We start from the raw sequence: 22,742 nt of genomic DNA on the forward strand, positions 1-22,742 counted from the left end.
CGGATGGACCGGCCATGTGCTAAGCAAACCAGATCAATTGCTGGCGATGCAGTCGTTCAGTTGCTCGACAAGGTCCTTGGCGCCTTCATCGGGTGTCATGTCGCCATCGGCGACGGCAGCCGCGTTGTCGGTGACGATCGACTTGTAGCAGTTGGGATAGGCGCCGACGAAATAGGGCGGCTGGACTTCAAGCGCGTATTTTACCGCTTCGACCGATTTCGCGACGAGGGGCAGTGATGTCACTTCCGGATCGGCCATCGCCGCCGCGTTGCCATTGTATCGCGAAAGCAGCTTGGCCCAGCGGAGCATCTGCTTCTTCTCGGCGATATAGGATGCGAACTGCCAGGATATATCGGCATTCTTGCCTGGCGCCACCGACAGGATTTCATAGCTCTTGACGCCGCCATGATCGCCCTCCTTTGCGGCGGGAACGAGGACGAAGTCGTATTTCAGGCCGGAATCCTTTGCTGCCTGTCCATAGGTAGGATCAACCCAGGGACCGACAACATGAAAGGCGAGCTGGTTGGTGATGAACAGGTCCTTGGTCGCCTGGTCGTTGCGGCTCGTACCGCTGGTCAGCGGCGCCATGTCGACGAGAAGCTGCAATGCCTTGGCGTAACTCTCCGGCTTGACCAGCGTTTTCTTGGTGGCGAAGTCGATGCCCCAATCGCTGTCGGGCCCAACTATGGCGTAGGTGCTGGCGACCGAATTGAAGACCTGGGTCTGGTCGGGCATCGCGAACTTGCCGGCGGCCTTAACCTTCTTCATCTGGTCGAGCCATTCGGCCCAATCCTTGGGAGGATTGGTGGTGTCGATACCGGCTTCCTTCAGCACCGTCAGATTGCGGAACATGATCTCACCGAAACCGGTATAGGGCAGGCAATACATCGTATCGGGTTTCGGCATGCAGCTTGCGATCGCCGACGTGTCGAATTGATCACGATAGGATTGCGGCATCGCCATCCACCTGAAATAGATATTGTCGAGGGCGCCAGCCTCGACGAGCTGTGCTCCGGCGGCAAGGCCATTCATGAACACATCCGGCAGGTTGCCGCTTGCGGCACCGGTTACCTGACCTGTCGTCAGATCATCGTCGCCCTTGCCCGATATGCTGATCTTGACGCCCGGATGGGCGGCTTCGAATTCCGCGATGAATTCCTGCTGGAGCTTGAGAGCTTCGCCCTGCGCGAAGTCCGAATAGACCCAGTACTGCAAAGTCACCGGCGTCTGCGCTTTCGCAGTACCGGCGATAAGGGATAATGCGAAGAAACTGCACCCTGCGAGAAGTCGTACGGCACCCATGGTAACCCTCCGAATATGGCTGATTTCGCTGTTCCAGATACGGGATGCGTCACGAAAGCCGGAACGTCCCGTTTGTTTTTTGATTATGTTACGTAGCCTAACAAACAAATTCAGATGCGCAATCGCTTTTTTGCTGACGATGTCAAATTGGCGTGTGTCATCACTCCGCGCGGATGCTGCGGCCTCTATCTTGTGTCGTGAGTATGGTTCGCTAAAGGGCTATTCCGGGCTCTCGCCGATAAGCAGATTGCAGGCATGCTCAGCTGCAAGCTTTTCTATGCCAAGCACCGTCGCGTCCGCTCCGAGCGTGCTGGACTGGATCTCTGTCGGATAACTGAGACGATTGGCCATTTCCCGCACATGCGGAAGGATGAGCGGGCTTGTGCCGATGCCTCCGCCCAGGACGACGAGGCCTGGATCGACGATACTGATGCAGGTTGCGACGACAGCGCCGATGTCGCCTGCATGCCGCTCGACCGCAGCATTGGCCGATTCGTTGCCGTCCTTGGCCAGTGTCAGCAAATGTGCCGTATCCTGCGGCGCCGTTCCCGCATCGGCTGGCCAAGCCTGGTGAACACGCGCCATCAGCGCTTCGGAGCCGAGATAATATTCAAGCTCCGCCGCATTAGCGGGCAGGGCGTTCGGTCCGAATGGGAAGGCGATATGACTGATTTCGCCGGCGGCACCGTTTCTCCCCTGCAGAAGCTGGCCACGCAGCACGATGCCCATGCCGATTTTCAAACCGACCTGGACATAGGCGAAGTCCTGCCTTCCCTTGGCAATGCCGTGGCTGTGTTCGGCAATCGCTGCGCAATTCACGTTATTCTCGAGAACGACCGGGATATCGGATGGCGGAGTGAAATGGCTGAATATCTGTTCCTGCCGGGTCATCCTGGCATCGCCGTCATCGGCGACAACACGCGATGGCAACGCGATCCCGATGGCACGGAGCGGACCCCATGTTTTCTCCGTCAATTGACGCGATGCTTCGATTTCCTCGGCAACCGCAACGCTGATTTCGTCCCCGAGATACCTCTGGCTCGACGATAACCGGTAGGTGCGATGATGGAGCAGGCGGCGATCGAGCGTCGATACGCGCAGACGAACATGCGTGGAGCCGGCATCGACGGAAATGATATGGCCGGCATTTTCTCCCAGCCGGTACATCGCTGCCTTGCGACCGACGGCCCCTTGAATCTCGCCGATCTTTTCCACGTAACCGAACCGGTCGAGTTCTGCCATGGACGACGACATCGTCGGACGTGAAAGGCCAAGCGCTTCGCAGAGTTGGGGACGGGTCGCCTGCCCTTCGGAGAACAGCATACGGAACACCGCACGTGCGCTCGAAGTGAAACCGTTGCGGCCGACCTGACCAGATACTCCAGCGACTTTCAAACGATACCCCTCAAGAAATGTAAAGCTGCTTGACAAATAGCTATATGATCCGATTGCTTATAGCAATTCAGCGATCACAAGGCGAGTGCATGGAGGATAGATGCGCCATCGCTACTGGTGTCGAGGGTATCGAGACGCAAGCGCTTTTCGCAGCGCTCCATGGCATTCGGTCATGATGGCGAATAGATCCCCAATCAAGCCGAGGCCGTGGGTTTCAGGCTGCAGGCCTATGCGACCCCCTGTCTCGCCAGCCTCGTCACGAAGCATGACCAGCAGCCAAGAACGTTCATATGAGAAGAGATCTCAACCTCATCCTTGCTGCTATCGGCATGCGTACCAGACATGCCTAGATCGGACTGCTAGCGTGGTGCGGTAGCGGAAAGAGAATTCTTGCGTGGCCGGTAAATAACGGCCAGCACGACGATCCAATAGCTGCAGAAGCCGATGAGTTCCATGAGGTTCGGTCGAGCGCGATAGCCGGTCATCGATGCGAAGAAGCCGCCGGCAGTGGTGCCATCGGATAGGAGGAAGTTGGTATTCCAAAGCGCACGCGAAAGCCGCGGCAATATATCGAGGTTGATCAATCCGTCGACACCGGTCATCAGCAGGCCGCAGGCGAGAAACAGCAACACGATCTCGGAGATCCGAAAGAAAAGCCGCCACGAAATGACCCGGCTGCCGGTCATCAGCAAGGCATAGGTTATCGCTGCAAGCCCAAATCCGGTCAAACCGGCGAGGAGGCCTGCGGTCAGCGAGCCCAGAACGCCTGCAGACAGGATGCCGTAGATGAACACGACCGTTTCGCTGCCTTCGCGGGCAACGGCGATGAGCGCCAGTGTGAAGACACCCCACCAGCTGCCTGCAGTAACCGCCCTGTTCATCGATCCCTCGAGCTCACTGCGCATCGAGCGACCGTGACGGCGCATCCAGAATACCATCTGCAGGATAAGCGCGGCGGCAAGCAGCGCGATCACCGTCTGGTAAATGGTCTGGGTCTCGTCGGAAACGGCTTCACCAAGCCAGAGCAGAAGCGCTGCCAGCACAGCGGCAACACCGAGGCCAGCGATGGCACCGCCCCAAAGAAAACCGCGCGCGCGGCGGGTATCGATACTCCGGCCGACCAGCCAGGCATCAAGAATGCCGATTACCAGCAGAGCTTCGACGCTCTCGCGCCAGACGACAAAGGCAATGGACGCAAACATGTCAGCCCTTCGGAGGAACTGCGACCAGGATCGCGGGCGCGGCGTCCGGGTGGAAATCGTCGAAGAACGAATATTCCCCCGGATCGAGATATTTGATGACGATAAAGGTCGAGACTCCCGGCCCGATGACCTTTTCCTTGCTCAGCGGAATGCTTTCGAATTCCGCTGGCGTCTGACCGTGGTTGATCAATCGGATTTCGAAGCGTGTCTCGGCCGGCACCTCAAGACGCAATGGCGAAACTTCGCCATCGTTGAACGTAATGGTGAAGACCGGATCGTCTTCGGCGATTGCTGCAGCCGGTGAGACTATCGAAAAGGCCAGGAGCAGTGCCGTGGTGAGGCCAAGGCACTGCCCTTTGCGAATTTCGGGCCTGATATCGGGATGATCAGTAGCCACCCTTTTTGCCCACGCCCGTGAAGGTAAAGTCATAGCTGGTCTCGAACGGTTCGAACCATTTGGCGACGCCGGTTTCATCATCGACATGGCGGCCGAACATCATGCCGTCTGGCGGTGCGATCTTGAACACGAGGCGATATTCGCCGGGACCGTCAAGCTTGACGTTGTCGCCGTAATGCGGACCGTCCGAGGCAACCATCGGCATCAGCGGACCTTCCGACACAGCCGCACCACCCTTGGTCAGGACGTAGCTGATTGTAAGATCAGGCAGCCAGTCGCCGGTGGCAAAACCATTCTTATTGTCTCTGGTTGCGTGGATATCGGCCTCCAGATGTACGTCCGAGTCTGCTGCCGCGCGCATCATATGGGCGGGCTCCATCAGGATCGGCTGCAGATAGACCGCTGCGACCTCCATTCCACCGCCCTCTTGTGGCTCCCCGATCGGATATTCCAGAGCAGCCGCCGAACCGACGGAGAAGATCGTAGCAGCGGTGAAAGCGGCCGGCAGAAGAGTCGCCTTGAATATATGTTTTTCGCGCATAACAGGTCCTTGTCTCGGCAATTATTGCTATCAGCATCCGCCCGGCACAATGTGGAGTCAAGTCTGAAAGTTTTTAATAACGCCATGAAATAAATGACAAAATTCAAATACTTCGGGTTCTTTACGTGCTAAACATGAGAGTGTTTATCTTGATTTTTGGGTTTTCTCATCCCGTCAAAAACGCACGGTCGTTTTGCGCGCAAAGGTTGCCAGAACGCCGAAAGAGATGAAATGACAGAGATTTACCGCCATCGTGATTTCGCTTCCGCGTCATCCTTTCAACCATTGCCGCCTGTGGCTTCCGAAGAGTTGCCGGAACGCTCGAGCTGGTTGATCGGTCTGGAGGCATTTTTCGTGCAGACACGCCCGTATTTCTGGATCATCCAGGGCGTGATGTTTCTCCTCTTCCTGCTGGTGCTTGGCCTGCCGCTCCTGCTGCCGGATCCACCGGCTGAAACGACCCCGCTGTCGAATGCAACGCTGGCGCTGCAATATCTGCTCTGGGGCATCTGGTTTCCGTTGGTCTTTCTTTCCGTCATCGTCTTCGGCCGGATCTGGTGCGGCCTTCTCTGCCCAATGGGCGCCGCCTCCGAGCTTGCCAATCGTTACGGGCTGCAGCGCAGGATACCGGCATGGATACGCTGGGAGGGAACGCCTGCGCTCAGCTTCATCGTCATGACCCTTTACGGCCAGACGATCGGCGTGCGCGATCACCCGGAGGCCTCCGCCGGGCTCTTCGGCGGAACCATGCTGCTGGCAATCGCGATCGGTGGCCTATATGGCCGGAAGAAACGGGTCTGGTGCAGGCATCTGTGCCCGATCGGTCGGGTGCTCGGGCTTTATTCCCGCCTTGGCGCGGTGCAGTTCACGCCGAAAATCCGGTTGCCGGGGGGAGATGCGTACAGCCAGAAAGGCGCCTGCCCGACCATGATCGATCTGCCGCGCAAAAGCGAAAGCCGGCATTGCATCGAATGTTTTCGCTGCGTTCACCCTCAGGCGGCTGGCAGCGTCCGACTGGATCTCCGCCGGCCGGGCCGCGAGATCGAAGACATCCGCGACCATCGTGCCAACAAAGCGGAAGCATGGTTCCTGTTCATGGATACCGGCGTTGCACTTGGCGGATTTCTCTGGCTGGTGCTGCCGCAATACCAACAATGGCGGCAGGCTTTCGGGGTGTTCGCAATCGAACATCACTGGAAATGGGTTACCGCCATTGGCCCGTCATGGTTGATGAGCGTTCACCCGGCGCGCGCCGAGGTGTTCCGCTGGCTTGATTTCACGATGATCGTCTTCTTCATGCTGGCGGTCATGGCGATATTGACCGTCATTCTTGCCCTGCTGACTGCGATGAGCGCATTTCTGGCAAGGCGCGCGGGGGCGGATGGCCGCATCGGCCAGCTGTTCACCGAACTCGGCTATCAATATGCCCCAATCGCACTCATCAGCCTGATCATTGGGCTCGGAGCGGAGTTGCTTGAGCCGCTGCGGTATACGGCCCTGGGCGCAAGCGGCGCAGGTGCGATCCGAGGTGGCCTGTTTCTTATGGGCCTGGCGTGGAGCGTCTGGCTTGGCATAAAGATTCTCGAGCGACAGAATGTCGCTCCGCGTCGACGTTTTCTGCCGTTGCTTCCCGGCATTGCCGGCAGCCTTTTCGTCGGGCTCGGCTGGTGGCCGGCGATCATCGGGCTTTAACCGACGATATTGTCGCCGCATCCAACCGGTGCAAACTTTCCTGACACGGCGATACACCGGCAAAGCGCCCGCTCTTTAAGCTTCCTTATCGATCAGTGCCGCCACAGCTTCGTCATGTCGGCATTGGTGTGCGCGGCTGGTGATAGCCTCGAGCCAGCAATGATTAGACGACATCAAGTGTTGCGCCCGGTGGCTGATCGCAAGTCGTGTAACTCCGGTGCGTCGGGGATCGCCAGCGCTGATGGAAAGCCAAGTGCAGCACGTTGAAGATATTCCATCGGTTCCTACAAAAATCCGGAAACTTACAATACTGGATAACTACGCTCAAGTTAGAGGAGGTGCCGGGGATGTCGGGACGATTTTTGCTTCTGGCTGGTTTCGAGACGAGGTCTCTAAACCGGTCCTGAGTAGGCTAAAGGCCGCATTTTCCCGCCAGACATCGGTTGCGGCATTCACTTTTCAAAACGCCATAACCGTCGGATCAACGATGGAAGATGAAATATGAATATGGAACGGATGAGCGGTAGTTCGAAGCAGGCGCACAAGCGTTGCAGAAATTCGGTCCTTCTCGGTTGTACGGCGCTGATCGCCCTGGCCCCAACCTTTGCGCTGAGTCAGGAAGCCGGGAATTCAAGCTCGGATACCACGCTCGCTCCGATCACGCTGACTTCCAACAAGAACACGCCTGGAAGTAGTTCGACGAGTGCCGTCAAGGCTGATGGCTATGTCGGCAAATCGGCGACCCTTGGAACGAAGACCGATACCGATCTGTCCAAGGTACCTCAATCGATCTCCATCATCTCTCGCAAGGAACTGGAAGACCGCAACGTCCAAAGCCTTGTCCAGGCCGCCAATTACAGCTCCGGTGTGCGCACCGGCGTCTACGGTTTCGATCCGCGCTTCGACACGGTTTTCATTCGTGGTTTCAACGTCACCAGCAACGGGTATTACCGGGATGGTCTTCGTGACATCGGCGGCAACTTCTCTGTCGCCCGCAAGGAACCTTACGGGCTGGAGGCCGTCAGCATCCTGAAAGGACCGAGTTCGGTTCTTTATGGTGGAGGATCTCCCGGTGGTCTGGTCAACGTGGTCTCGAAGCGTCCGACCGATGAGCCTTTCAACGAAGTCGAGGCTCAGCTTGGCAATTTCGACCGCCGCCAGGTCAGCTTCGATTCATCCGGTCCCGTCGCTGGCAACGACAACGTCCTGTATCGCATCACCGGCCTTGCTCGGGACGCGGACACGCAGTTCATCGCCGCCAAGAACGACCGCATCTACATCGCACCGGCACTAACCTTCCGCTCGGATGATCGCGATACGCAATTGACCATTCTGGGAGAATATTCCGATATTACCAGCGGCGGTGCCGCCGGCTATGTCAGCCAGGACGGCGCCAGAACAGACCTTGAATCCGGTGATCCTGCTTGGGCCGATCTCGATCAGCACCAGAAGCGGATCGGCTACGAGTTCCAGCACCGCTTCTCCGACAATCTCGAGTTCCGCCAGAACCTGCGTTATCAGGAAGTTGATGTGGACATGAAATATGTCAGCTTCGGCGCACCCGTCATTATCGGTGGCAAACCGTTCTTGACGCGAACCGCAGACAGGATCCAGGATTCGGCGACCACATTCGCGGTTGATAACCAGCTGGAATGGAACGTTGCGACGGGTGCTTTGGATCACACAGTGCTCGGCGGAATGGACTACAGCTATCTGGAGAGCAGTTATGCCTACGGAAGCATCGCCGCACCTTTCTTTGATTACACCGATTGGAATTATGGCGAGCAGCCTATCTCGGGACCGACGTCGGCGGATATGGGGCCAGCATCTATCACACGGCAAAACCAGTACGGTATTTATCTGCAGGACCAGATCGAGTTCAATAATTTCGTGCTGACCCTTGGCGGCCGTTACGATTGGCTGGATAGCAACCAGAGCGACGATGTCACGCATTTCTCCAAGCGCATCGGATTGGCCTATCTCTTCGACAACGGCATCTCGCCCTATGTCAGCTATTCCACATCCTTTGCACCCAATTCCGGCAGAAGTTTCTCGGGTGCGTATTTTGCTCCATCTGAAGGCGAGCAATTCGAAGTGGGTGTCAAATACCGGCCGACGGATCTCAATCTTGCCGTCAATGCTGCAATCTTCAATATCGAACAGACCAACACTTTGGCATCTGATCCCGACAATATCGGCTTCCAGGTTTCACGCGGAAAGGTTCGTTCGCGTGGTTTTGAAATCGAAGCCAAGACGAGCCTGTTCGACGGTCTTGATCTGCTTGCATCCTACACATATCTCGACCTGGAGATTCTGGCTGGCGACAATCCGGGTAAGGCTCCGTCAGGTCTTCCGACAAATCAGTTCACGCTTTGGGCGAATTATCAGATGCCATCCGGACCGCTGGAGGGCCTGAGCCTCGGTGCCGGTGCCCGGTATTATTCGAAGACGTGGAAAACCGATGAGAACAACACCGGCAAGAACGACGCTCGCGTGCTGGTCGATGCATCGGTGGGATATGACTTTGGCGTCGTAAATCCCAATCTCAAAGGTCTCTCGGCGAAGCTCAACGTCAGCAACGTCTTTGACAATCGCGAGACGACATGCGCCGGCTCGTGGTGCTATGTCGAAGAAGGCCGTACCGTCATGGGATCGCTTCGCTACCGCTTCTGAACCAGAAGATGCGAGATGCTGAAAAGGCAATCCTGAGAACAGAATGGGGGCCGCTTTCGAGTGGCTCTCATGTCGATCCTTTTGGATTCCGTTTGAGAGGTCAGGATATCTGCCGCATCCGCCGCCATGCGGCGGGTGTATCGCCTACGACCTGCCTGAACGCCTTTGTCAGATGCGCCTGATCGGTGAAACCAAGTTGAGCCGCGATATCGGCTACGGCCAGATCGCTTTCCAGCAGCAGGTTTTGAGCGATGTCTATTCGTCGCGAGAGCTGCCACTGCAGCGGGGTTTTTCCGGTCGTGTTCTTGAATACGCTGGCAAACCAGCTTTCCGATAACCCGACAATCGCAGCCATTTCGGCGATGGTGAGCCGGTGATCACTTCGGGCGTCGATATGGGTTGTCAGCGTGTTCATTTGTGCATGCGTCAACCGACCGCTTGCATTCACAGCCTCGTCGTTGGGTATGTCGAGAAGCCCTGTGACGATGCTTCCAACCAGACTTTCGGCGTAGATGGCATGGCGTGACGGATTGGATATCTCGTCCACGAGCAGGCCCGCCAACGTTTCGATCGGGCCGATATCCTGAATTTCGACCGGGCGCCGCAGTGCCGTCAACGCCGCCGAGCTGCCGATGGATGGGGCCAGATATCTCATCAGCCTGTGTTTGTGCATATGCAGGTTGAGATGCGAGAAGCGATGCGTGGATCTGCTGCTCGTCCACATCGGCACGCCGGCCGGGACATAGATGGCACGCGTCATCGGGCGGTAGTTATGCGTAAAACTGCCATCCTTGTTGGAAATCCTGACCCTGGACGACACGTCGTTGAAGAAGATCATGATGCGTGGGTCCTCGGCGAGATAATATCCCTGCGCACCGGACTGACTTTCCGCCTGCCAGTAAACGCTCACGAGACCATCGAGCTGCCGCCACTTGACCGGAGAAACGACCTGGATTCCCTCGGTTCGCCAGTCCATGGAGTGCCAAAAACTCAATCTCAAATCCGCCTTGGTGAAAAATAATCCCTCAGCTCCCTCCTCATGCCATTCAGGAAAGGTTCGGCATGGCGTGTGGAGCTGAATTTGATTAATTTTGTCAGGTTTTACGGCAGCTATCAAGATGTTTGCATTCCGCTCGCCGTCTGACGCCAGCAAGGTCAGTCTGCAGGCATCATTGAAAGAATTGACTTACTGCGTTCCATTCAACGCTGAGGTGGCCGCAAGCCAATTCATAAAATGGCCTGCGACCCATGGGTACCGCCAGCAGCGTCAGGCTGCGGTCAGCTCAGCGATCGGCGCTTCGGCCTTCAGGTCGCTCAGATATCGAACGAGGTCCTCAATGGTGATGACGAGCAGGCCGTGTTGCTCTGCAAAGACTTCAAGCTGAGGAAGCCGAGCCATGGTCCCGTCCTCATTCGAGATCTCGCAAATAACGCCCGACAGACGTTTTCCGGCCAATCGGCACAGATCAACAGCTGCTTCCGTGTGACCGGTACGGCCAAGAACACCATCCGGGTTCGCTCTCAGCGGAAAGATATGGCCCGGACGGGCAAAATCATTGGGGCGAGCAGCGGGGTCAACAAGTGCCTTGACTGTCGCTGCGCGGTCGGCGGCCGAGATGCCGGTGGTGGTGCCTGGAATGTAGTCGACGGACACTGTGAAGGCCGTCTTCATCGATTCCGTATTGTTCGGAACCATCAGCGGAATATCAAGCTCGTCGAGGCGATCCTGGTCCATCGCAATGCAGATCAGGCCGCGAGCCTTGTTCATCATGAACGCGATCTTTTCCTTGGTCGCGTCTTCCGCAGCAAAAATCAGGTCGCCTTCGTTTTCGCGATCCTGGTCATCGACAACCACAACCATCTCCCCACGGGAAAAAGCTTCGATTGCATCTTCAATTCTGGAAATCGTCATTTCAAGTCTTTCAAGGGTTAAGCCGGTGAAGGCTGTTGCATCGGCTTTCGCCGACAAAACTTTCCCTTGGGCGAACAAGCGCCACGGGCAGCCTGGTCAAGGGCCGCCGCGGGTTGGTCTCTTCCATCCGGACTATAACCGTCGGCTCCGGCATCTCACCGGATCTGCTGACCTTCCCTTTCAGGAAGCGCTCGCGGGCTCCGGGAAAATCCCGATACCGCCGGTGGGGAGTTACACCCCGCCCTGAGAACAGATGGAATGTATTTCAACAGGCACTTGGATTGCAACAGCGAACCGTGCTTTGAAAACTCCGAAATAGACGAAAATATTTGCGCGACTGCGGGCAGGGGCGATTTATTTTGCTATCAGCACCTCAATGCCGCGCTTCTCGAACTCACGCGCATCCCGATCGGAAATTCCGTCGTCGGTGATGAAGGAGTTGATGACGTCCAGCGAGCCTAGCCGGGTAAAGGACGACCGGTTGATCTTGGTAGAATCTGCAACAAGATAAACGTGTGCCGCCGCCTTGATCATCGCTTCCTTGAGTTGCAGGTCGGCGAAGCTCGGGTAGGTCAGGCCGGCATCAAGCGCCACGCCGGCGGTTGCCAGGAACAGTTTTCCGGCGAAGATGTTGCGGAAATATTCGACCGATTTGTCGCCCGAAAGCGAGAGTGTTGGAGACTTGAACTGGCCGCCCGGCATGTGAACCGCGAATGTTGGAACGGATCCCAGGATGATGGCGATGTTGAGTGCATTGGTGATCAGCGTCAGGTCTCGCCGGTTGGTCAGCCGGGTCGCTATCTCGGTCGTCGTGGTGCCCGCATCGAGGATCAGTGTCTCGCCGTCCTTGACGAGGCTGGCTGCAAGTGCGCCGATGCGACGCTTCTTATCCATGTTTTCCTGATGATGGAGCGTCATCGTGCCGGTTGTCGGCGCAGCGGTGTTGAGATAGGCGCCGCCGTGCTCGCGGGTGATGAAGCCTTCGCTTTCCAATCGCTCCAGATCTTGCCGGATCGTCGCTTCCGAGACCCGAAAGGCCACAGCGAGATCCCTGACCCGCGCTGAACCTTCCTCCTGAAGCCATTCAAGGATACGGCGGCGTCTCGGCTCGGACAGAAGACCGATCATCGATTCCGATGCGTCATGCTCGTCTTTTGCTTCCATTCGGGCCTGCCTAATTCCTTGAACCGCAAACAATCGAAACTATTCGATTCTCTTCCAGGGGATACTTACAGGAACCGTGTGGAGCTTCAAATCCTCAATTCGCGTTCTGTTGTAGCACGACACGGGCCTGAAGTTTCTGCTGGACCTGATCGATGACAACAGCGGCGATAATGACAAGGCCTTTGATCACGGTTTGCCAGAAGGAGGAAACGCCCATCATGATCAACCCGTCCGCCAGTATGCCGATGACGAAGGCGCCGACGATCGTGCCGCCGATACGTCCGCGCCCACCGGACATCGACGTGCCACCAAGAACCGCTGCGGCGATCGCATTGAGCTCGAATGTTTCGCCGGTCGCCGGATGGCTGGCCTGCAGCTGGGATGAGATGATCAGGCCGACGAGTGCGGCGCAAAGCCCGGAGAACATGTAGACGAACAGTTTTGTCCGGTCGACATTGACGCCGGACAGTGCGGCACCCCGCTCATTGCCGCCGACGGCATAGATATGCCGGCCCAGCGGCGTGCGGGTAGCGAGATAGGCTGCGGCCAGCGCGACCACCACCATGATCCAGACGGATACGGGGAGGCCGAAAAATGTACCCGACCCGATCACTCTAAACGTATCCGAACCGTATTCCGGATTGCCTGAAAGGTTGGGGAAGGTGCGGCCGTCGGAGAACAGAAGCGCTGCGCCTCTCGCGACATAGAGGATGCCGAGCGTCGCTATGAACGGCGCGACATTCAGCTTCGTTATTAGTAACCCGTTTATCCATCCGATGAAGATACCGACGACAAGTACCATCAGGCAGATTTCGATCGTGTTGAACTGGACACTGTAGGCAATGCCAAGAAACCCGAGGTCGATACCGTAAAGAACGAGGTAGCCAGCCACCATGGCGCAGAGACCGACGATAGAGCCAACCGAAAGATCGATACCGCCGGCGATGATGACGAAGGTCATGCCGATCGCGAGAACCGCGTTCAGCGCCACATGCTTCGAGATGATCAGCATATTGCCTGTCGTCAGGAAGTTCGGTGCGGCAATGGCGAAGAAGGCGAAGACCAGGATCAGCGCCACGAAGGTGCGCATGTGCAGAAGCAGCAGAAGCGCCGATGTTCTGGATTTGTGACCGCCGATGACGGTCTTGGCGTTGGTTGTGGCGTCGATGCTGCTCATTGTGTCTCAACCCTGTTCAGATTTGGGGTCGCCGCGGAAATAACCTCCGCAGCACTGGCGCCGGCGGGAAATTGCCCGGTCAGCCTTCCATTCGCCATGACGAGGATGCGATCGGAGAGGGCGAGAACTTCTTCCAGATCGGATGTTACGAAAAGAATGCCCAGCCCATCCGCCGCGAGCCGGCGCATCGTGCGAAAGATCTCTGCCTTGGCGCCGATATCGATGCCGCGCGATGGCTCGTCCATCAGCAGGATTTTCGGCCTGGTCATCAGCGCTTTGCCGATCACCACCTTCTGCTGGTTTCCGCCGGAAAGGCTGGAGACCGGATGTTCGAGGCTGGCGATCTTGATCGCCATGCGCTTGACGAAGTCCGCGGCCTTGGCGACTTCGGCCTTCAGCGAAAGGTGGAACCCGCGGGTAAAATCATGAAGCGACGACATTGTCAGGTTTTCGCGGATCGTCATGATCTGCACGAGACCGTCACGCTTTCGATCTTCTGGAATAAGCGCAAGGCCGCGTCTGATCCGGCCCGAGACGCTTTTCTCCTTCACCGGCTTGCCGCCGATGAACAGCTGCCCCGATGAATTCGGGTGCTGCGCCATGATGCATTCCAGAAGCTCCGAACGACCGGCGCCCATCAGGCCATAAAGCCCGACGATCTCGCCTTCGCGGACGGAAAGCGACATGTGGTCCACGGCATATCCGCCGGCGGGGCTTGGAAGGCAGACGTTGTCGACCCGAAACACTTCGTTGCCGAGCTTATGCTCGCCGGTTTTAGGAAATTCCTTGGAGGCGCTGCCGATCATGTTGGCGACGATCCATGGGATATCGACACCCTGCATCGACCGCGATCCGGTGATGGCGCCGTCGCGCAGAACGGTGATGTAATCGCCGATACGGATCAGCTCTTCCAGTCGGTGGGAGATGTAGACGATGCCGACGCCCTGCGTCTTCAGATCCTTGATCACCCTGAACAGAACCTCGACCTCCGCAGCAGACAGCGCCGAAGTCGGTTCGTCGAGGATCAGGATGCGGGCATTCTCTGCGAGCGCCTTGGCGATCTCGACGATCTGCTGCTGGCCGATCCGCAGATTTCCAAGCGGCGCGTCCGGGTCGATATTCTGTTCGAGGCGCTTCATCAGCGCGGATGCGGCCGTTCTTTGTGCCTGACGATCGATATGGATGCCGCCACGTGTCTTTTCGTGACCGACGAATATGTTTTCCGCAACGGTCAGGTTGGGAAACAGGTTGAGTTCCTGAAAGACGATGCCGACACCGTGTTTGGCGGCGTCCGTCTTATCCGCGAAGACGACTTGTTGTCCGTCGAGTTCGATCGTACCGCCGTTCAACTGCTCGACACCGGCGATGATCTTCATCAGCGTCGATTTGCCGGCGCCGTTTTCACCGACGAGAACGTTCACCGCGCCCATGCGCAGGTCGAAATCGACATTCTTGAGAGCTTGAGTGCCCGGATAGATTTTCGAGCCGTTGCGGATCGAAAGGCCGATGGGATGGGCTTCCGTCATGGCGCAGCCTCGATCGAAACCGGCATGATAAGCGGTTTTTCGCTGGCAGTGCGGATCACGACCGCACCGACGAAATTCACCTTCTTGCCTTTCAGCGCGGTATCGGCCGCAGGAAGTTTGGAAACAGCCTTGTCGTTCAGTGCGCGCCCGAGCTTTGCGTATTCGATCTGGTCGCGGAACGTCGAGAAATCATAAAGACCTGCGGTGTCGCGCAATGCGCTGCCCTTGACGACGGGACCGAGCTGGAGTGTTGCATCGGCTTTTCCATCGCCGTCGATGTCGATCTCGGCAACGGCAGCCTTGGAAGCGCGGTTCTCCTCGATCACGGTCGCACTACCCTTGACAGGAAAGTTCCAGCCGCCGCCAGCACCGCCGACACGAACGCCGTAGCTCTCGCCCGCCTTGTCCAGGCTGCCGTTGATCGCATTCTGCAGGGTTGCGAGATCGACCGCCTTTTCCGTCAAGGCTGGAACGAGCTTGGCGTCAAACGTCGTCTCGACGACTTCGGCAATAGGATCCGCAGCAACTCCCGCTTCACCGTTGCTGGTTTTCACCAGTTTGCAGCCGGAAACGGACGCAGCAAGAAGGCTTGCCACAAACAGGGTCGTGATCTTCATGGGTACCCGCACTTCTTTTAAAGCAAAGGCACCCGGGACACGTGACGTGTCCCGGGTGGGGATGGCGGTGTTACTTTGCCAGCGCGAAGGTCTCGAGCTTTGCGGCGTTGTCAGCATTGATGAGAATGCAATCCATCAGCTGCTTTTCGTCGAGGCCGGTCTTGCCGGTCTTGATGAACTTGTCCGCCTGTTCGACGGCGTTCTGTGCCTGCTGGTAGGCCGGCTGAAGAACGGTGGCCTTGATGCCGCCCTTCTTGATGCTATCGCGGACGTCGTTCGAACCGTCGAAGCCGACCACGATCACATCCTTGCGGCCGGCGGCCTCAAGTGCCGCATAGGCGCCCATGGCCATCGTATCGTTGCCCGAGATCACGCCCTTGATATCCGGATGGGCCTGCAGCATCGATTCCATCACCGTATAGGCTTCGGTCTGCGACCAGTTGGCCGTCTGCTTGGCAACCAGCTTCATCTCCGAATACTGGTCGATGACATCGTGATAGCCTTGCGAGCGAATGCCGGCATTCGTGTCGGATTCCTTGCCGATAAGCTCGGCGTAGTTGCCCTTTTCGCCCATCAGTTTGACGAATTCCTCGGCGCCGAGCTGGGCGCCCTGGTAGTTGTTGGAAACAATCTGCGAAACAGCGACACCTGCCGTTGTGATTTCGCGGTCGATCAGGAACGAGGGAATGCCCTTGTCCTTGGCTTTCTGGACGGCGGCGACGGAGGCATCCGCGCCTGCATTGTCGAGAATGATTGCTTTCACGCCGGCTGCAATGGCAGAATCGAAAAGTTCGTTCTGCTTGTTGGCATCATCGTCGTGAACGAGAACCATGGTCGCATAACCCAGTTCCTTTGCCTTGGCAGCAGCGCCGTCGGCTTCGGCCTTGAAGAATGGGTTGGAGTGGCTAGGCGTAATGATTGCGATCGTGTCGGCTGCAAGTGCAGTGCCTGACATGGCGCCGGCAATACCAAGTGCGACCACGGACATCAAAAGACGTTTCGTAAGCTTCATGAGAACCTCCCGTTGAAAAAACCACCCTCCCGTGGCCTCCTCCCGAAACTATCGATCACTTTCGTTTAATGTCAATATGTTTTTGATGGCTGCGCTTTTATGTGCGAAATGCTTATTATCTTTCCCGCCCATGTTGCAATGCGGCATATTTTTTAGGCGACATGCCGCCTTAACTCCAACAATCCACTTGAATGTTCTGTCGACGTATGTCAGTTAATTTGAAAACGAAAGAGATCGAAAGTAATCAAAAGTCTTTTGTTGGATTTCGCGAAGGTGGGCGCCTTGTCCTGAGGAGGGCGGCGGCGCGGTGAAGCGCGCACCCTCATACGGATGGCCCAATAATGACGACAACGGAATAATCGGAGGAAACCTTATGACCGAACAACGTTACGGCGCCGGAATCTGGCACTTCGCAACCTATCTCGACCGATATGCGACGGACGGGTACGGCTCTCCACGCAGCGTCATCGACGCCATCGATCTTGCCGGCCAGGTCGCGGATCTGTCCGTGGTGGATATCAATTATCCGTTCTTCGGCGGTGACTTTTCCAATGCGCAGGTAAAGCAAGCTCTGGATCGCAACAAGCTCGGCGTCATCGGTATCACGCCGGAGATCTACACACGCGAATTCGTCAAAGGCTCCTTCACCAATCCGGACGCGGGCGTTCGTCGCCGCACCCATGAACTGGTAACCGAAGCTTGTGATCAGGTCCGCTATTTCGGTGCCGATTACGTCAAACTGTGGCCGGGCCAGGATGGCTGGGATTATCCGTTCCAGGTCGATTACGGCACGCTTTGGCAGCATTCGCTCGATGGCGTCGGGCAGCTGGCCAGCGAAAACCCGGATCTGAAATTCGTCATCGAATACAAGCCGCGCGAACCGCGCGTACGGATGAGTTTCGGTTCGGTTGCCCGCACGCTTCTCGGCATCGAGAAGATAGGCCTGCCGAATGTCGGCATCCTGCTCGATTTCGGCCATGCCATCATGGGCGGTGAATCGGCTGCCGACAGCGCCCAGCTTGCAATCGATTACGGTCGGCTGTTCGGCATGGACGTCAACGACAACTACCGTTCCTGGGATGACGATCTGGTTGCCGGCAGCCTGCACCCGATCGAACTCTTCGAGTTCTTCTATGTTCTGCGCAAGAACAAGTGGGAAGGCGTCTGGCAGCTCGACCAGTTCCCGTTCCGCGAAGACAGCGTCGCGACCGCCAATCACGCGATCGATTTCCTCAAGGCCGCATCGAAGGGGCTGGATGCTCTCGATGTCGATGCCTTGAAGGAAGCCCAGAGCCGCCACGACGCGATCGGGGCGCTGAAGATCGCGCAGAAGGCCCTGTTCGGCGCCATGTAGGCGCCGGTCACGGCAGCAGCCAATCTGGCAATGAAAGGCCAATACCCATGTTGAAGAATGACATCGCCGATACGATCCGCGAGAAAGCATTGTGGATGCGCCGCAGGGCATTCAAGATGGTTTTCGACGCGCAGCTCGGTCATCCCGGCGGAGATTTTTCGGCGATCGACATCATTGCGACGCTCTATTTCGGCGTGATGCGTTATGACCCGAAGAAGCCGGACATGCCGGATCGGGATCGCTTCATCATGTCGAAAGGCCATGCAACGGGCGCGCTTTATACCGCTCTTTGCGCCGCCGGTTATTATCCTGAAGACTGGCTGTCGACCTACATGCAGCCGCAGTCGAAGCTGAACGGCCATCCCAACCGCAACTATCTTCCGGGTGTGGAAACCAATACCGGGCCGCTCGGTCACGGTCTGCCGGTCGCCCTCGGGATCGCGATCGCCGGGCATATGACCAATAGCGACTATCGCACCTTCGTGCTGACCGGCGACGGAGAGCTGCAGGAAGGATCGAACTGGGAAGCGGCGATGAGTGCCGGCAACCGTAAGCTCGGCAAGTTCACGCTCATTGTCGACCGCAACCGGCTGCAGCAGGGCATGGGTACGGAAGAGACCAACGGCCTCGATCCGCTCGACGACAAGTTCCGCGCTTTCGGCTGGGATGTCGAAGTGATCGACGGGCATGATGTCGATGCTCTCGTCAGTGCCTTGTCCGAACAGCCGGGCGGACGGTCCAAGCCGCTGTGCATCATCGCCAACACCATCAAGGGCAAGGGCGTCTCCTTCATGGAAAACAAGGCGTCCTGGCACCATGGCGTGCCGAATGCCGAACAATTCAAGATTGCCATGGAGGAACTGGTCTGATGGCTGCTCCCGCTGCAAAACAGGAAGGTTTTTACGATTGTCGCGATGCCTGGGCTCGTACGATCGAGGAACTTGCCGAAAACGATCCGCGCATCGTCGCCGTCGTCAATGACTCCGTCGGTTCCTCGAAGCTTGGGGGCTTCCAGAAGAAATTCCCCGATCGGCTGGTCAATGTCGGCATCGCCGAACAGAACATGGTCGGTGTCGGCGCCGGCCTCGCCAATGGCGGGCGCATCCCGTTTGTATCGGCGGCTTCCTGCTTCCTCACCGGACGCGCACTTGAACAGGTCAAGGCCGATATTGCCTATGCCGGTTTCAATGTGAAGCTTGTCGGCCAATCGTCCGGCGTGGCTTACGGCGAGCTTGGACCGACGCACCATTCTATCGAGGATTTTGCCTGGCTGCGGCCGCTGAACAATATCATGGTGGTGGTTCCGGCGGATAGCTGGGAGACGGCCGAAGCGGTGAAATGGGCCGCTGTCCATGAGGGACCGGTCTATATCCGGCTGAGCCGCATGCCGGTGCCCGATCTTGCTGTCGAGAACCGCAGGTTCCAGCCCGGCAAGGCCGAACTCGTTCGCAAAGGTAATGACGTCACGATCATTGCCTGCGGTACGATGGTTCATCTGGCGGTCAAGGCCGCTGAAGAACTGGAAGCCGAAGGCATTTCCGCCCGTATCCTGAACATGGCGACGATCACTCCGCTCGACGAGGCCGCGATTTCCGAAGCCGCCAGCGAGACGGGCGCGATCGTTACAGTCGAGGAAGCCAATATTCACGGTGGCCTCGGTGGCGCGGTTGCCGAGCATACCTCTGCCCATCTTCCGGTGCCGATCGAGCGCATGGGGTTCCCGGGGTTTGTGCCGACCGGCTCCGTTGAATGGCTGTTCGATCATTTCGGCCTGACGGCGGAAGGGATCGCCAGATCCGCACGCAAGGCGATCGGGCGCAAACGCGGATGAGTGATGGCGGGAGGGGAGAACATGTCATTGCTATCGACCAGGGTACGACCAATACCAAGGCCATCCTGGTCAATTCCGCGGGCGTAGTCGTCGCCAAGGCTTCGGCACCGCTGAAGTCCAGCTATCCCCGGCCTGGCTGGGCGGAGCAATCTGCGGAGGATATCTGGGCGAGCGTGCAGGCGGTGATCGCCGACATCGTGCAGCGCAATAGCGTTGCTGTCGCCGGGCTTGCCATCGCAAACCAGCGCGAGACGCTGGTGGTCTGGGACGCTGAAACGGCCAAGCCGATCACTCCGGCGATCCTGTGGCAGTGCCGGCGCACGGCAAAGGCCTGCGAAGCCCTGATCGCCGAAGGTCGCGACCCGATGGTGGTCGAGGCGACGGGGCTTTCCATCAATGCCCTGTTCCCGGCCTCCAAACTCGCATGGGTCATGGAAAACGTGCCGGAAGCGAAGCCGCTGGCGGTGCAAGGTCGCCTTCGTGCCGGCACGGTCGATAGCTGGCTGCTTTACAAGTTGAGCAATGGAAGAGAATTCGCGACCGATCATTCGAATGCGTCGCGCACGCAACTATTCAATACGGCCACGTTGAAATGGGACGAAAGTCTTTGTGAACTATTTGGCGTTCCGGGCGCTGCGCTGCCAGAAGTTCGCTTTTCGGATAGCCGGTTCGGTGAGGTTGCCGAAGGCGCGACGGCACTCAAGGCAGGCGTCCCGATCCTTGCGATGATGGGCGATAGCCACGCCGCACTCTATGGTCATCGCGTGCGGGCACCGGGTCTGGTCAAGGCCACCTACGGTACGGGTTCGTCGCTGATGACGTTGACGCCCGGGCGTGTCCTGTCGAAAAACGGCCTGTCCAGCACGATCGCCTGGAGCGATGGTCGCGGCGTCGCCTACGCTCTGGAAGGCAATATCACCGTATCCGCTCAGGCGGCATCCTTTGCCGCTGAAATGCTGGGCCTGCCGGATGCGCAAGCTCTGTCGGCACTGGCTCAGACTGTTCCGGATGCTGCCGGGGTTACGTTCGTGCCGGCGCTTGCGGGATTGGGCGCTCCCCATTGGAACGACAATGTCTCGGGCACCATTTCCGGCATGACGTTGGCGACAACCCGTGCCCATATTGCCCGCGCGACGCTCGATGCCATCGTTCTGCAGGTGTCGGATGTGTTTGTCGCCATGGAAAAGGATCTCGGCGCACGGCTGGACGGCCTGCTGGCGGATGGCGGGGCTTCTTCGAACGATTTTCTGATGCAGTTGCAGGCGGATGTTCTCGATCGGCCGGTGACACGAAGCGGTCAGGCGGAAGTCGGGGCGATCGGCGTGGCGATGATGGCGCTTCTCAGTCTTCATGGCGATACGCCGAGCCTGGATGAAACCCGGAGCGAATTTCAACCACGTACCGATGCTGCCGCTTGGCGGACTGAGGCCACGCGCGGCTGGCAGTCGCTGCTGGCACGGCTTATTGCCAACTGAGGAGCGAGAGGCTTTGGCAATCTCCGCTGCTCGTTAAGCAAAGCCAATTCAAGTCGAACTACTTTCGCGTGTGAACCGAAATGTAAGCAACCGAAATGCCGAAATTACCAAAATAAAAGCATTCGAAAATAATTGACATAAAGCGAAAATGCTTTGATAGTCTTTTACGGGCTTCAAGCGATCTTTGGGAGGAGATCTTATGAATAGTTTCGCAAGGCTTTTGGCGACATCCGTAGTGGTGGTTGCCGCAACGACGGCACAGGCAGAAGATCTGACTGTGTGGACGATCAGTTATTCTGCGGAATCGCAGGTCAAAGCACTCCACACCGCCGCCGAAAATTTTGAAAAATCCCATCCCGGTGTAAACGTCGAAATCGTCATGCGTGGCGTCGATGAACACAAGACCGCCTTGCGTGTCGCGGCCGGATCGGACAGGGGGCCGGACGTCTACATGAGCTGGGCGGGCCTCGGCCTTGGTGGCGAATATGTCAAGGCTGGTCTCAGCAAGGATATCACTGCCGATTACGCCAAATACGGCTGGAACGACCGCCTGACGGGGCCGTCACTCGCATTTTCCAAGAGCTATGGTCCCGGCCAGCACGGCATGCCCTTCCGCTTCTCCGGCGAAGGTGTCTATTACAACAAGGCTATGTTCGAAAAGGCCGGCATCACCCAAGAGCCCAAAACCTATGACGAGCTCGTCGAAGCAGCCAAGAAGCTGAAAGCGGCAGGCATACCCGCCTTCACTTTCGGCGGTTCGGTCAACTGGCACCTGATGCGCCTGATGGACGAGATCCTCGAGACGACCTGCGGCGCCGAGGTGCATGACCAGCTGAAGTCGATGCAGGTGGACTGGAGCAAGACCGAGTGCGTCACCAAGGCCTTCGCCGAAATGAAGATGTGGGGGCAGAATTATATCCTGTCGCCGTTCATGGGCGTCGATCAGAAGCAGTCCTTCACGCTGTTCCTGGCCAAGCGGGCCGCGATGATGCTCGAAGGCGACTGGCTGGTATCGCAGATCAAGGAAGGCGGTAACGTTGACGATTACGACGTCTTCCCGTTCCCGAACGGTACCGGCCGGCTCTATGGCTTCGCGGAATATTTCTATATCTCGTCGAAAACCAAAAAGTCCGAGCTGGCGGCTGAGTTCATCAACTCCTTCACCTCGACCGAGTTTCAGACCCAGATTGCCGGTGTCTTCGGCGCACTTTCCGTCAACAAGGAAGTGAAGCTGAAAGACGATGCGCTCGCCATGCACAAGGAATGGACCGAGATCTTCGCCAAGGCGACCGGTACTTTCGTTAACGGCGACCAGGCGTTCCCGCTCGATGTGACGACCGAGTATTTCCGCGTCATCAACGATGTCGCGGCTGCCAGGATCGAGCCGCAGGCCGCGGCGGCTGCGATGCAGACGTTCATCGGCAATCGCAAGAAGTAAATCGGGCAGAAGCCTGATCTCTCCGCGGCGTCCG

General features: G+C 57.7%; 19 protein-coding genes and 1 riboswitch. Of the genes, 7 read left to right on the forward strand and 12 right to left on the reverse strand.

Going from position 1 to position 22,742, the window contains the following annotated elements; translation table 11 throughout:
* Positions 1-33 precede the first annotated feature (33 nt).
* The 5 genes from FHP24_RS13545 to FHP24_RS13565 all read right to left on the reverse strand — a co-directional run bounded on the left by FHP24_RS13545 (position 34) and on the right by FHP24_RS13565 (position 4,837).
* Positions 34-1,302 (reverse strand): extracellular solute-binding protein, encoded by a 1,269-nt coding sequence (locus tag FHP24_RS13545; RefSeq protein WP_139676710.1) that lies wholly within the window; start codon positions 1,300-1,302, stop codon positions 34-36.
* A gap of 219 nt (positions 1,303-1,521) precedes the next feature.
* Positions 1,522-2,697, reverse strand: a complete 1,176-nt coding sequence (locus FHP24_RS13550) for an ROK family transcriptional regulator (protein WP_246091741.1) — start codon at positions 2,695-2,697, stop codon at positions 1,522-1,524.
* Positions 2,698-3,056: 359 nt separating this feature from the next.
* Positions 3,057-3,899, reverse strand: a complete 843-nt coding sequence (locus FHP24_RS13555) for an FTR1 family iron permease (protein WP_139676711.1) — start codon at positions 3,897-3,899, stop codon at positions 3,057-3,059.
* Between the two features lies 1 nt (position 3,900).
* Complete coding sequence (locus FHP24_RS13560) at positions 3,901-4,296, reverse strand: cupredoxin domain-containing protein (protein ID WP_342782343.1); 396 nt, start codon at positions 4,294-4,296, stop codon at positions 3,901-3,903.
* Entirely contained in the window at positions 4,286-4,837 is a 552-nt protein-coding gene (locus FHP24_RS13565; RefSeq protein ID WP_139676713.1) for an iron transporter, read from the reverse strand. The genes FHP24_RS13560 and FHP24_RS13565 overlap by 11 nt, the downstream gene beginning before the upstream one ends.
* Before the next feature lie 231 nt (positions 4,838-5,068).
* Here FHP24_RS13565 and FHP24_RS13570 point away from each other — a divergent pair, with 231 nt between their 5' ends.
* Positions 5,069-6,529: a 4Fe-4S binding protein gene (locus FHP24_RS13570; protein ID WP_139676714.1), complete on the forward strand. Its 1,461-nt coding sequence runs from the start codon at positions 5,069-5,071 to the stop codon at positions 6,527-6,529.
* Between the two features lie 501 nt (positions 6,530-7,030).
* Entirely contained in the window at positions 7,031-9,202 is a 2,172-nt protein-coding gene (locus tag FHP24_RS13575) for a TonB-dependent siderophore receptor (RefSeq protein ID WP_139676715.1), read from the forward strand.
* Between the two features lie 100 nt (positions 9,203-9,302).
* Here FHP24_RS13575 and FHP24_RS13580 read toward each other — a convergent pair whose 3' ends face one another.
* The 7 genes from FHP24_RS13580 to FHP24_RS13610 all read right to left on the reverse strand — a co-directional run bounded on the left by FHP24_RS13580 (position 9,303) and on the right by FHP24_RS13610 (position 16,610).
* Positions 9,303-10,196 (reverse strand): helix-turn-helix domain-containing protein, encoded by an 894-nt coding sequence (locus tag FHP24_RS13580; protein WP_139676978.1) that lies wholly within the window; start codon positions 10,194-10,196, stop codon positions 9,303-9,305.
* A gap of 273 nt (positions 10,197-10,469) precedes the next feature.
* Positions 10,470-11,114, reverse strand: a complete 645-nt coding sequence (ribB, locus tag FHP24_RS13585; protein WP_139676716.1) for a 3,4-dihydroxy-2-butanone-4-phosphate synthase — start codon at positions 11,112-11,114, stop codon at positions 10,470-10,472.
* A gap of 111 nt (positions 11,115-11,225) precedes the next feature.
* Positions 11,226-11,369, reverse strand: a riboswitch (FMN riboswitch).
* Between the two features lie 99 nt (positions 11,370-11,468).
* On the reverse strand, positions 11,469-12,278 hold the full coding sequence (locus FHP24_RS13590) for a DeoR/GlpR family DNA-binding transcription regulator (RefSeq protein WP_139676717.1): 810 nt from the start codon (positions 12,276-12,278) through the stop codon (positions 11,469-11,471).
* A gap of 94 nt (positions 12,279-12,372) precedes the next feature.
* Positions 12,373-13,455, reverse strand: coding sequence for an ABC transporter permease (locus tag FHP24_RS13595; RefSeq protein ID WP_246091742.1), 1,083 nt, complete (start codon positions 13,453-13,455; stop codon positions 12,373-12,375).
* Positions 13,452-14,981, reverse strand: coding sequence for a sugar ABC transporter ATP-binding protein (locus FHP24_RS13600; RefSeq protein ID WP_139676718.1), 1,530 nt, complete (start codon positions 14,979-14,981; stop codon positions 13,452-13,454). The genes FHP24_RS13595 and FHP24_RS13600 overlap by 4 nt, the downstream gene beginning before the upstream one ends.
* Positions 14,978-15,598 (reverse strand): DUF2291 family protein, encoded by a 621-nt coding sequence (locus FHP24_RS13605; protein ID WP_180355991.1) that lies wholly within the window; start codon positions 15,596-15,598, stop codon positions 14,978-14,980. The genes FHP24_RS13600 and FHP24_RS13605 overlap by 4 nt, the downstream gene beginning before the upstream one ends.
* Positions 15,599-15,668: 70 nt before the next feature.
* The gene (locus FHP24_RS13610) at positions 15,669-16,610 is read right to left on the reverse strand and encodes a D-ribose ABC transporter substrate-binding protein (RefSeq protein WP_139676720.1); all 942 of its coding nucleotides are present in this window, start codon (positions 16,608-16,610) and stop codon (positions 15,669-15,671) included.
* Between the two features lie 373 nt (positions 16,611-16,983).
* On the opposite strand from FHP24_RS13610, the gene FHP24_RS13615 reads away from it, so the two are divergent.
* The 5 genes from FHP24_RS13615 (at position 16,984) to FHP24_RS13635 (ending at position 22,708) form a co-directional block, all read left to right on the forward strand.
* Positions 16,984-17,964 (forward strand): sugar phosphate isomerase/epimerase family protein, encoded by a 981-nt coding sequence (locus FHP24_RS13615; protein WP_139676721.1) that lies wholly within the window; start codon positions 16,984-16,986, stop codon positions 17,962-17,964.
* Between the two features lie 47 nt (positions 17,965-18,011).
* Complete coding sequence (locus tag FHP24_RS13620) at positions 18,012-18,833, forward strand: transketolase (RefSeq protein ID WP_139676722.1); 822 nt, start codon at positions 18,012-18,014, stop codon at positions 18,831-18,833.
* Positions 18,833-19,795, forward strand: a complete 963-nt coding sequence (locus FHP24_RS13625) for a transketolase family protein (protein ID WP_139676723.1) — start codon at positions 18,833-18,835, stop codon at positions 19,793-19,795. The genes FHP24_RS13620 and FHP24_RS13625 overlap by 1 nt, the downstream gene beginning before the upstream one ends.
* Complete coding sequence (locus tag FHP24_RS13630; RefSeq protein WP_139676724.1) at positions 19,792-21,270, forward strand: FGGY-family carbohydrate kinase; 1,479 nt, start codon at positions 19,792-19,794, stop codon at positions 21,268-21,270. Before FHP24_RS13625 ends, FHP24_RS13630 begins: the two co-directional genes overlap by 4 nt.
* A gap of 199 nt (positions 21,271-21,469) precedes the next feature.
* Complete coding sequence (locus FHP24_RS13635; RefSeq protein ID WP_139676725.1) at positions 21,470-22,708, forward strand: ABC transporter substrate-binding protein; 1,239 nt, start codon at positions 21,470-21,472, stop codon at positions 22,706-22,708.
* Positions 22,709-22,742: the final 34 nt, after the last annotated feature.

It is taken from the genome of Aliirhizobium smilacinae (assembly GCF_006335145.1).
Classification (GTDB): Bacteria; Pseudomonadota; Alphaproteobacteria; order Rhizobiales; family Rhizobiaceae; genus Neorhizobium; species Neorhizobium smilacinae.

Coding starts and splice junctions, on each gene's coding strand:
- FHP24_RS13620 (WP_139676722.1), top strand. CDS start 18,012: ATGTTGAAGAATGACATCGCCGATACGATCCGCGAGAAAGCATTGTGG.
- FHP24_RS13565 (WP_139676713.1), bottom strand. CDS start 4,837: ATGCGCGAAAAACATATATTCAAGGCGACTCTTCTGCCGGCCGCTTTC.
- FHP24_RS13605 (WP_180355991.1), bottom strand. CDS start 15,598: ATGAAGATCACGACCCTGTTTGTGGCAAGCCTTCTTGCTGCGTCCGTT.
- FHP24_RS13610 (WP_139676720.1), bottom strand. CDS start 16,610: ATGAAGCTTACGAAACGTCTTTTGATGTCCGTGGTCGCACTTGGTATT.
- FHP24_RS13625 (WP_139676723.1), top strand. CDS start 18,833: ATGGCTGCTCCCGCTGCAAAACAGGAAGGTTTTTACGATTGTCGCGAT.
- FHP24_RS13630 (WP_139676724.1), top strand. CDS start 19,792: ATGAGTGATGGCGGGAGGGGAGAACATGTCATTGCTATCGACCAGGGT.
- FHP24_RS13555 (WP_139676711.1), bottom strand. CDS start 3,899: ATGTTTGCGTCCATTGCCTTTGTCGTCTGGCGCGAGAGCGTCGAAGCT.
- FHP24_RS13590 (WP_139676717.1), bottom strand. CDS start 12,278: ATGGAAGCAAAAGACGAGCATGACGCATCGGAATCGATGATCGGTCTT.
- FHP24_RS13600 (WP_139676718.1), bottom strand. CDS start 14,981: ATGACGGAAGCCCATCCCATCGGCCTTTCGATCCGCAACGGCTCGAAA.
- FHP24_RS13615 (WP_139676721.1), top strand. CDS start 16,984: ATGACCGAACAACGTTACGGCGCCGGAATCTGGCACTTCGCAACCTAT.
- FHP24_RS13575 (WP_139676715.1), top strand. CDS start 7,031: ATGAATATGGAACGGATGAGCGGTAGTTCGAAGCAGGCGCACAAGCGT.
- FHP24_RS13570 (WP_139676714.1), top strand. CDS start 5,069: ATGACAGAGATTTACCGCCATCGTGATTTCGCTTCCGCGTCATCCTTT.
- FHP24_RS13595 (WP_246091742.1), bottom strand. CDS start 13,455: ATGAGCAGCATCGACGCCACAACCAACGCCAAGACCGTCATCGGCGGT.
- ribB (WP_139676716.1), bottom strand. CDS start 11,114: ATGACGATTTCCAGAATTGAAGATGCAATCGAAGCTTTTTCCCGTGGG.
- FHP24_RS13545 (WP_139676710.1), bottom strand. CDS start 1,302: ATGGGTGCCGTACGACTTCTCGCAGGGTGCAGTTTCTTCGCATTATCC.
- FHP24_RS13635 (WP_139676725.1), top strand. CDS start 21,470: ATGAATAGTTTCGCAAGGCTTTTGGCGACATCCGTAGTGGTGGTTGCC.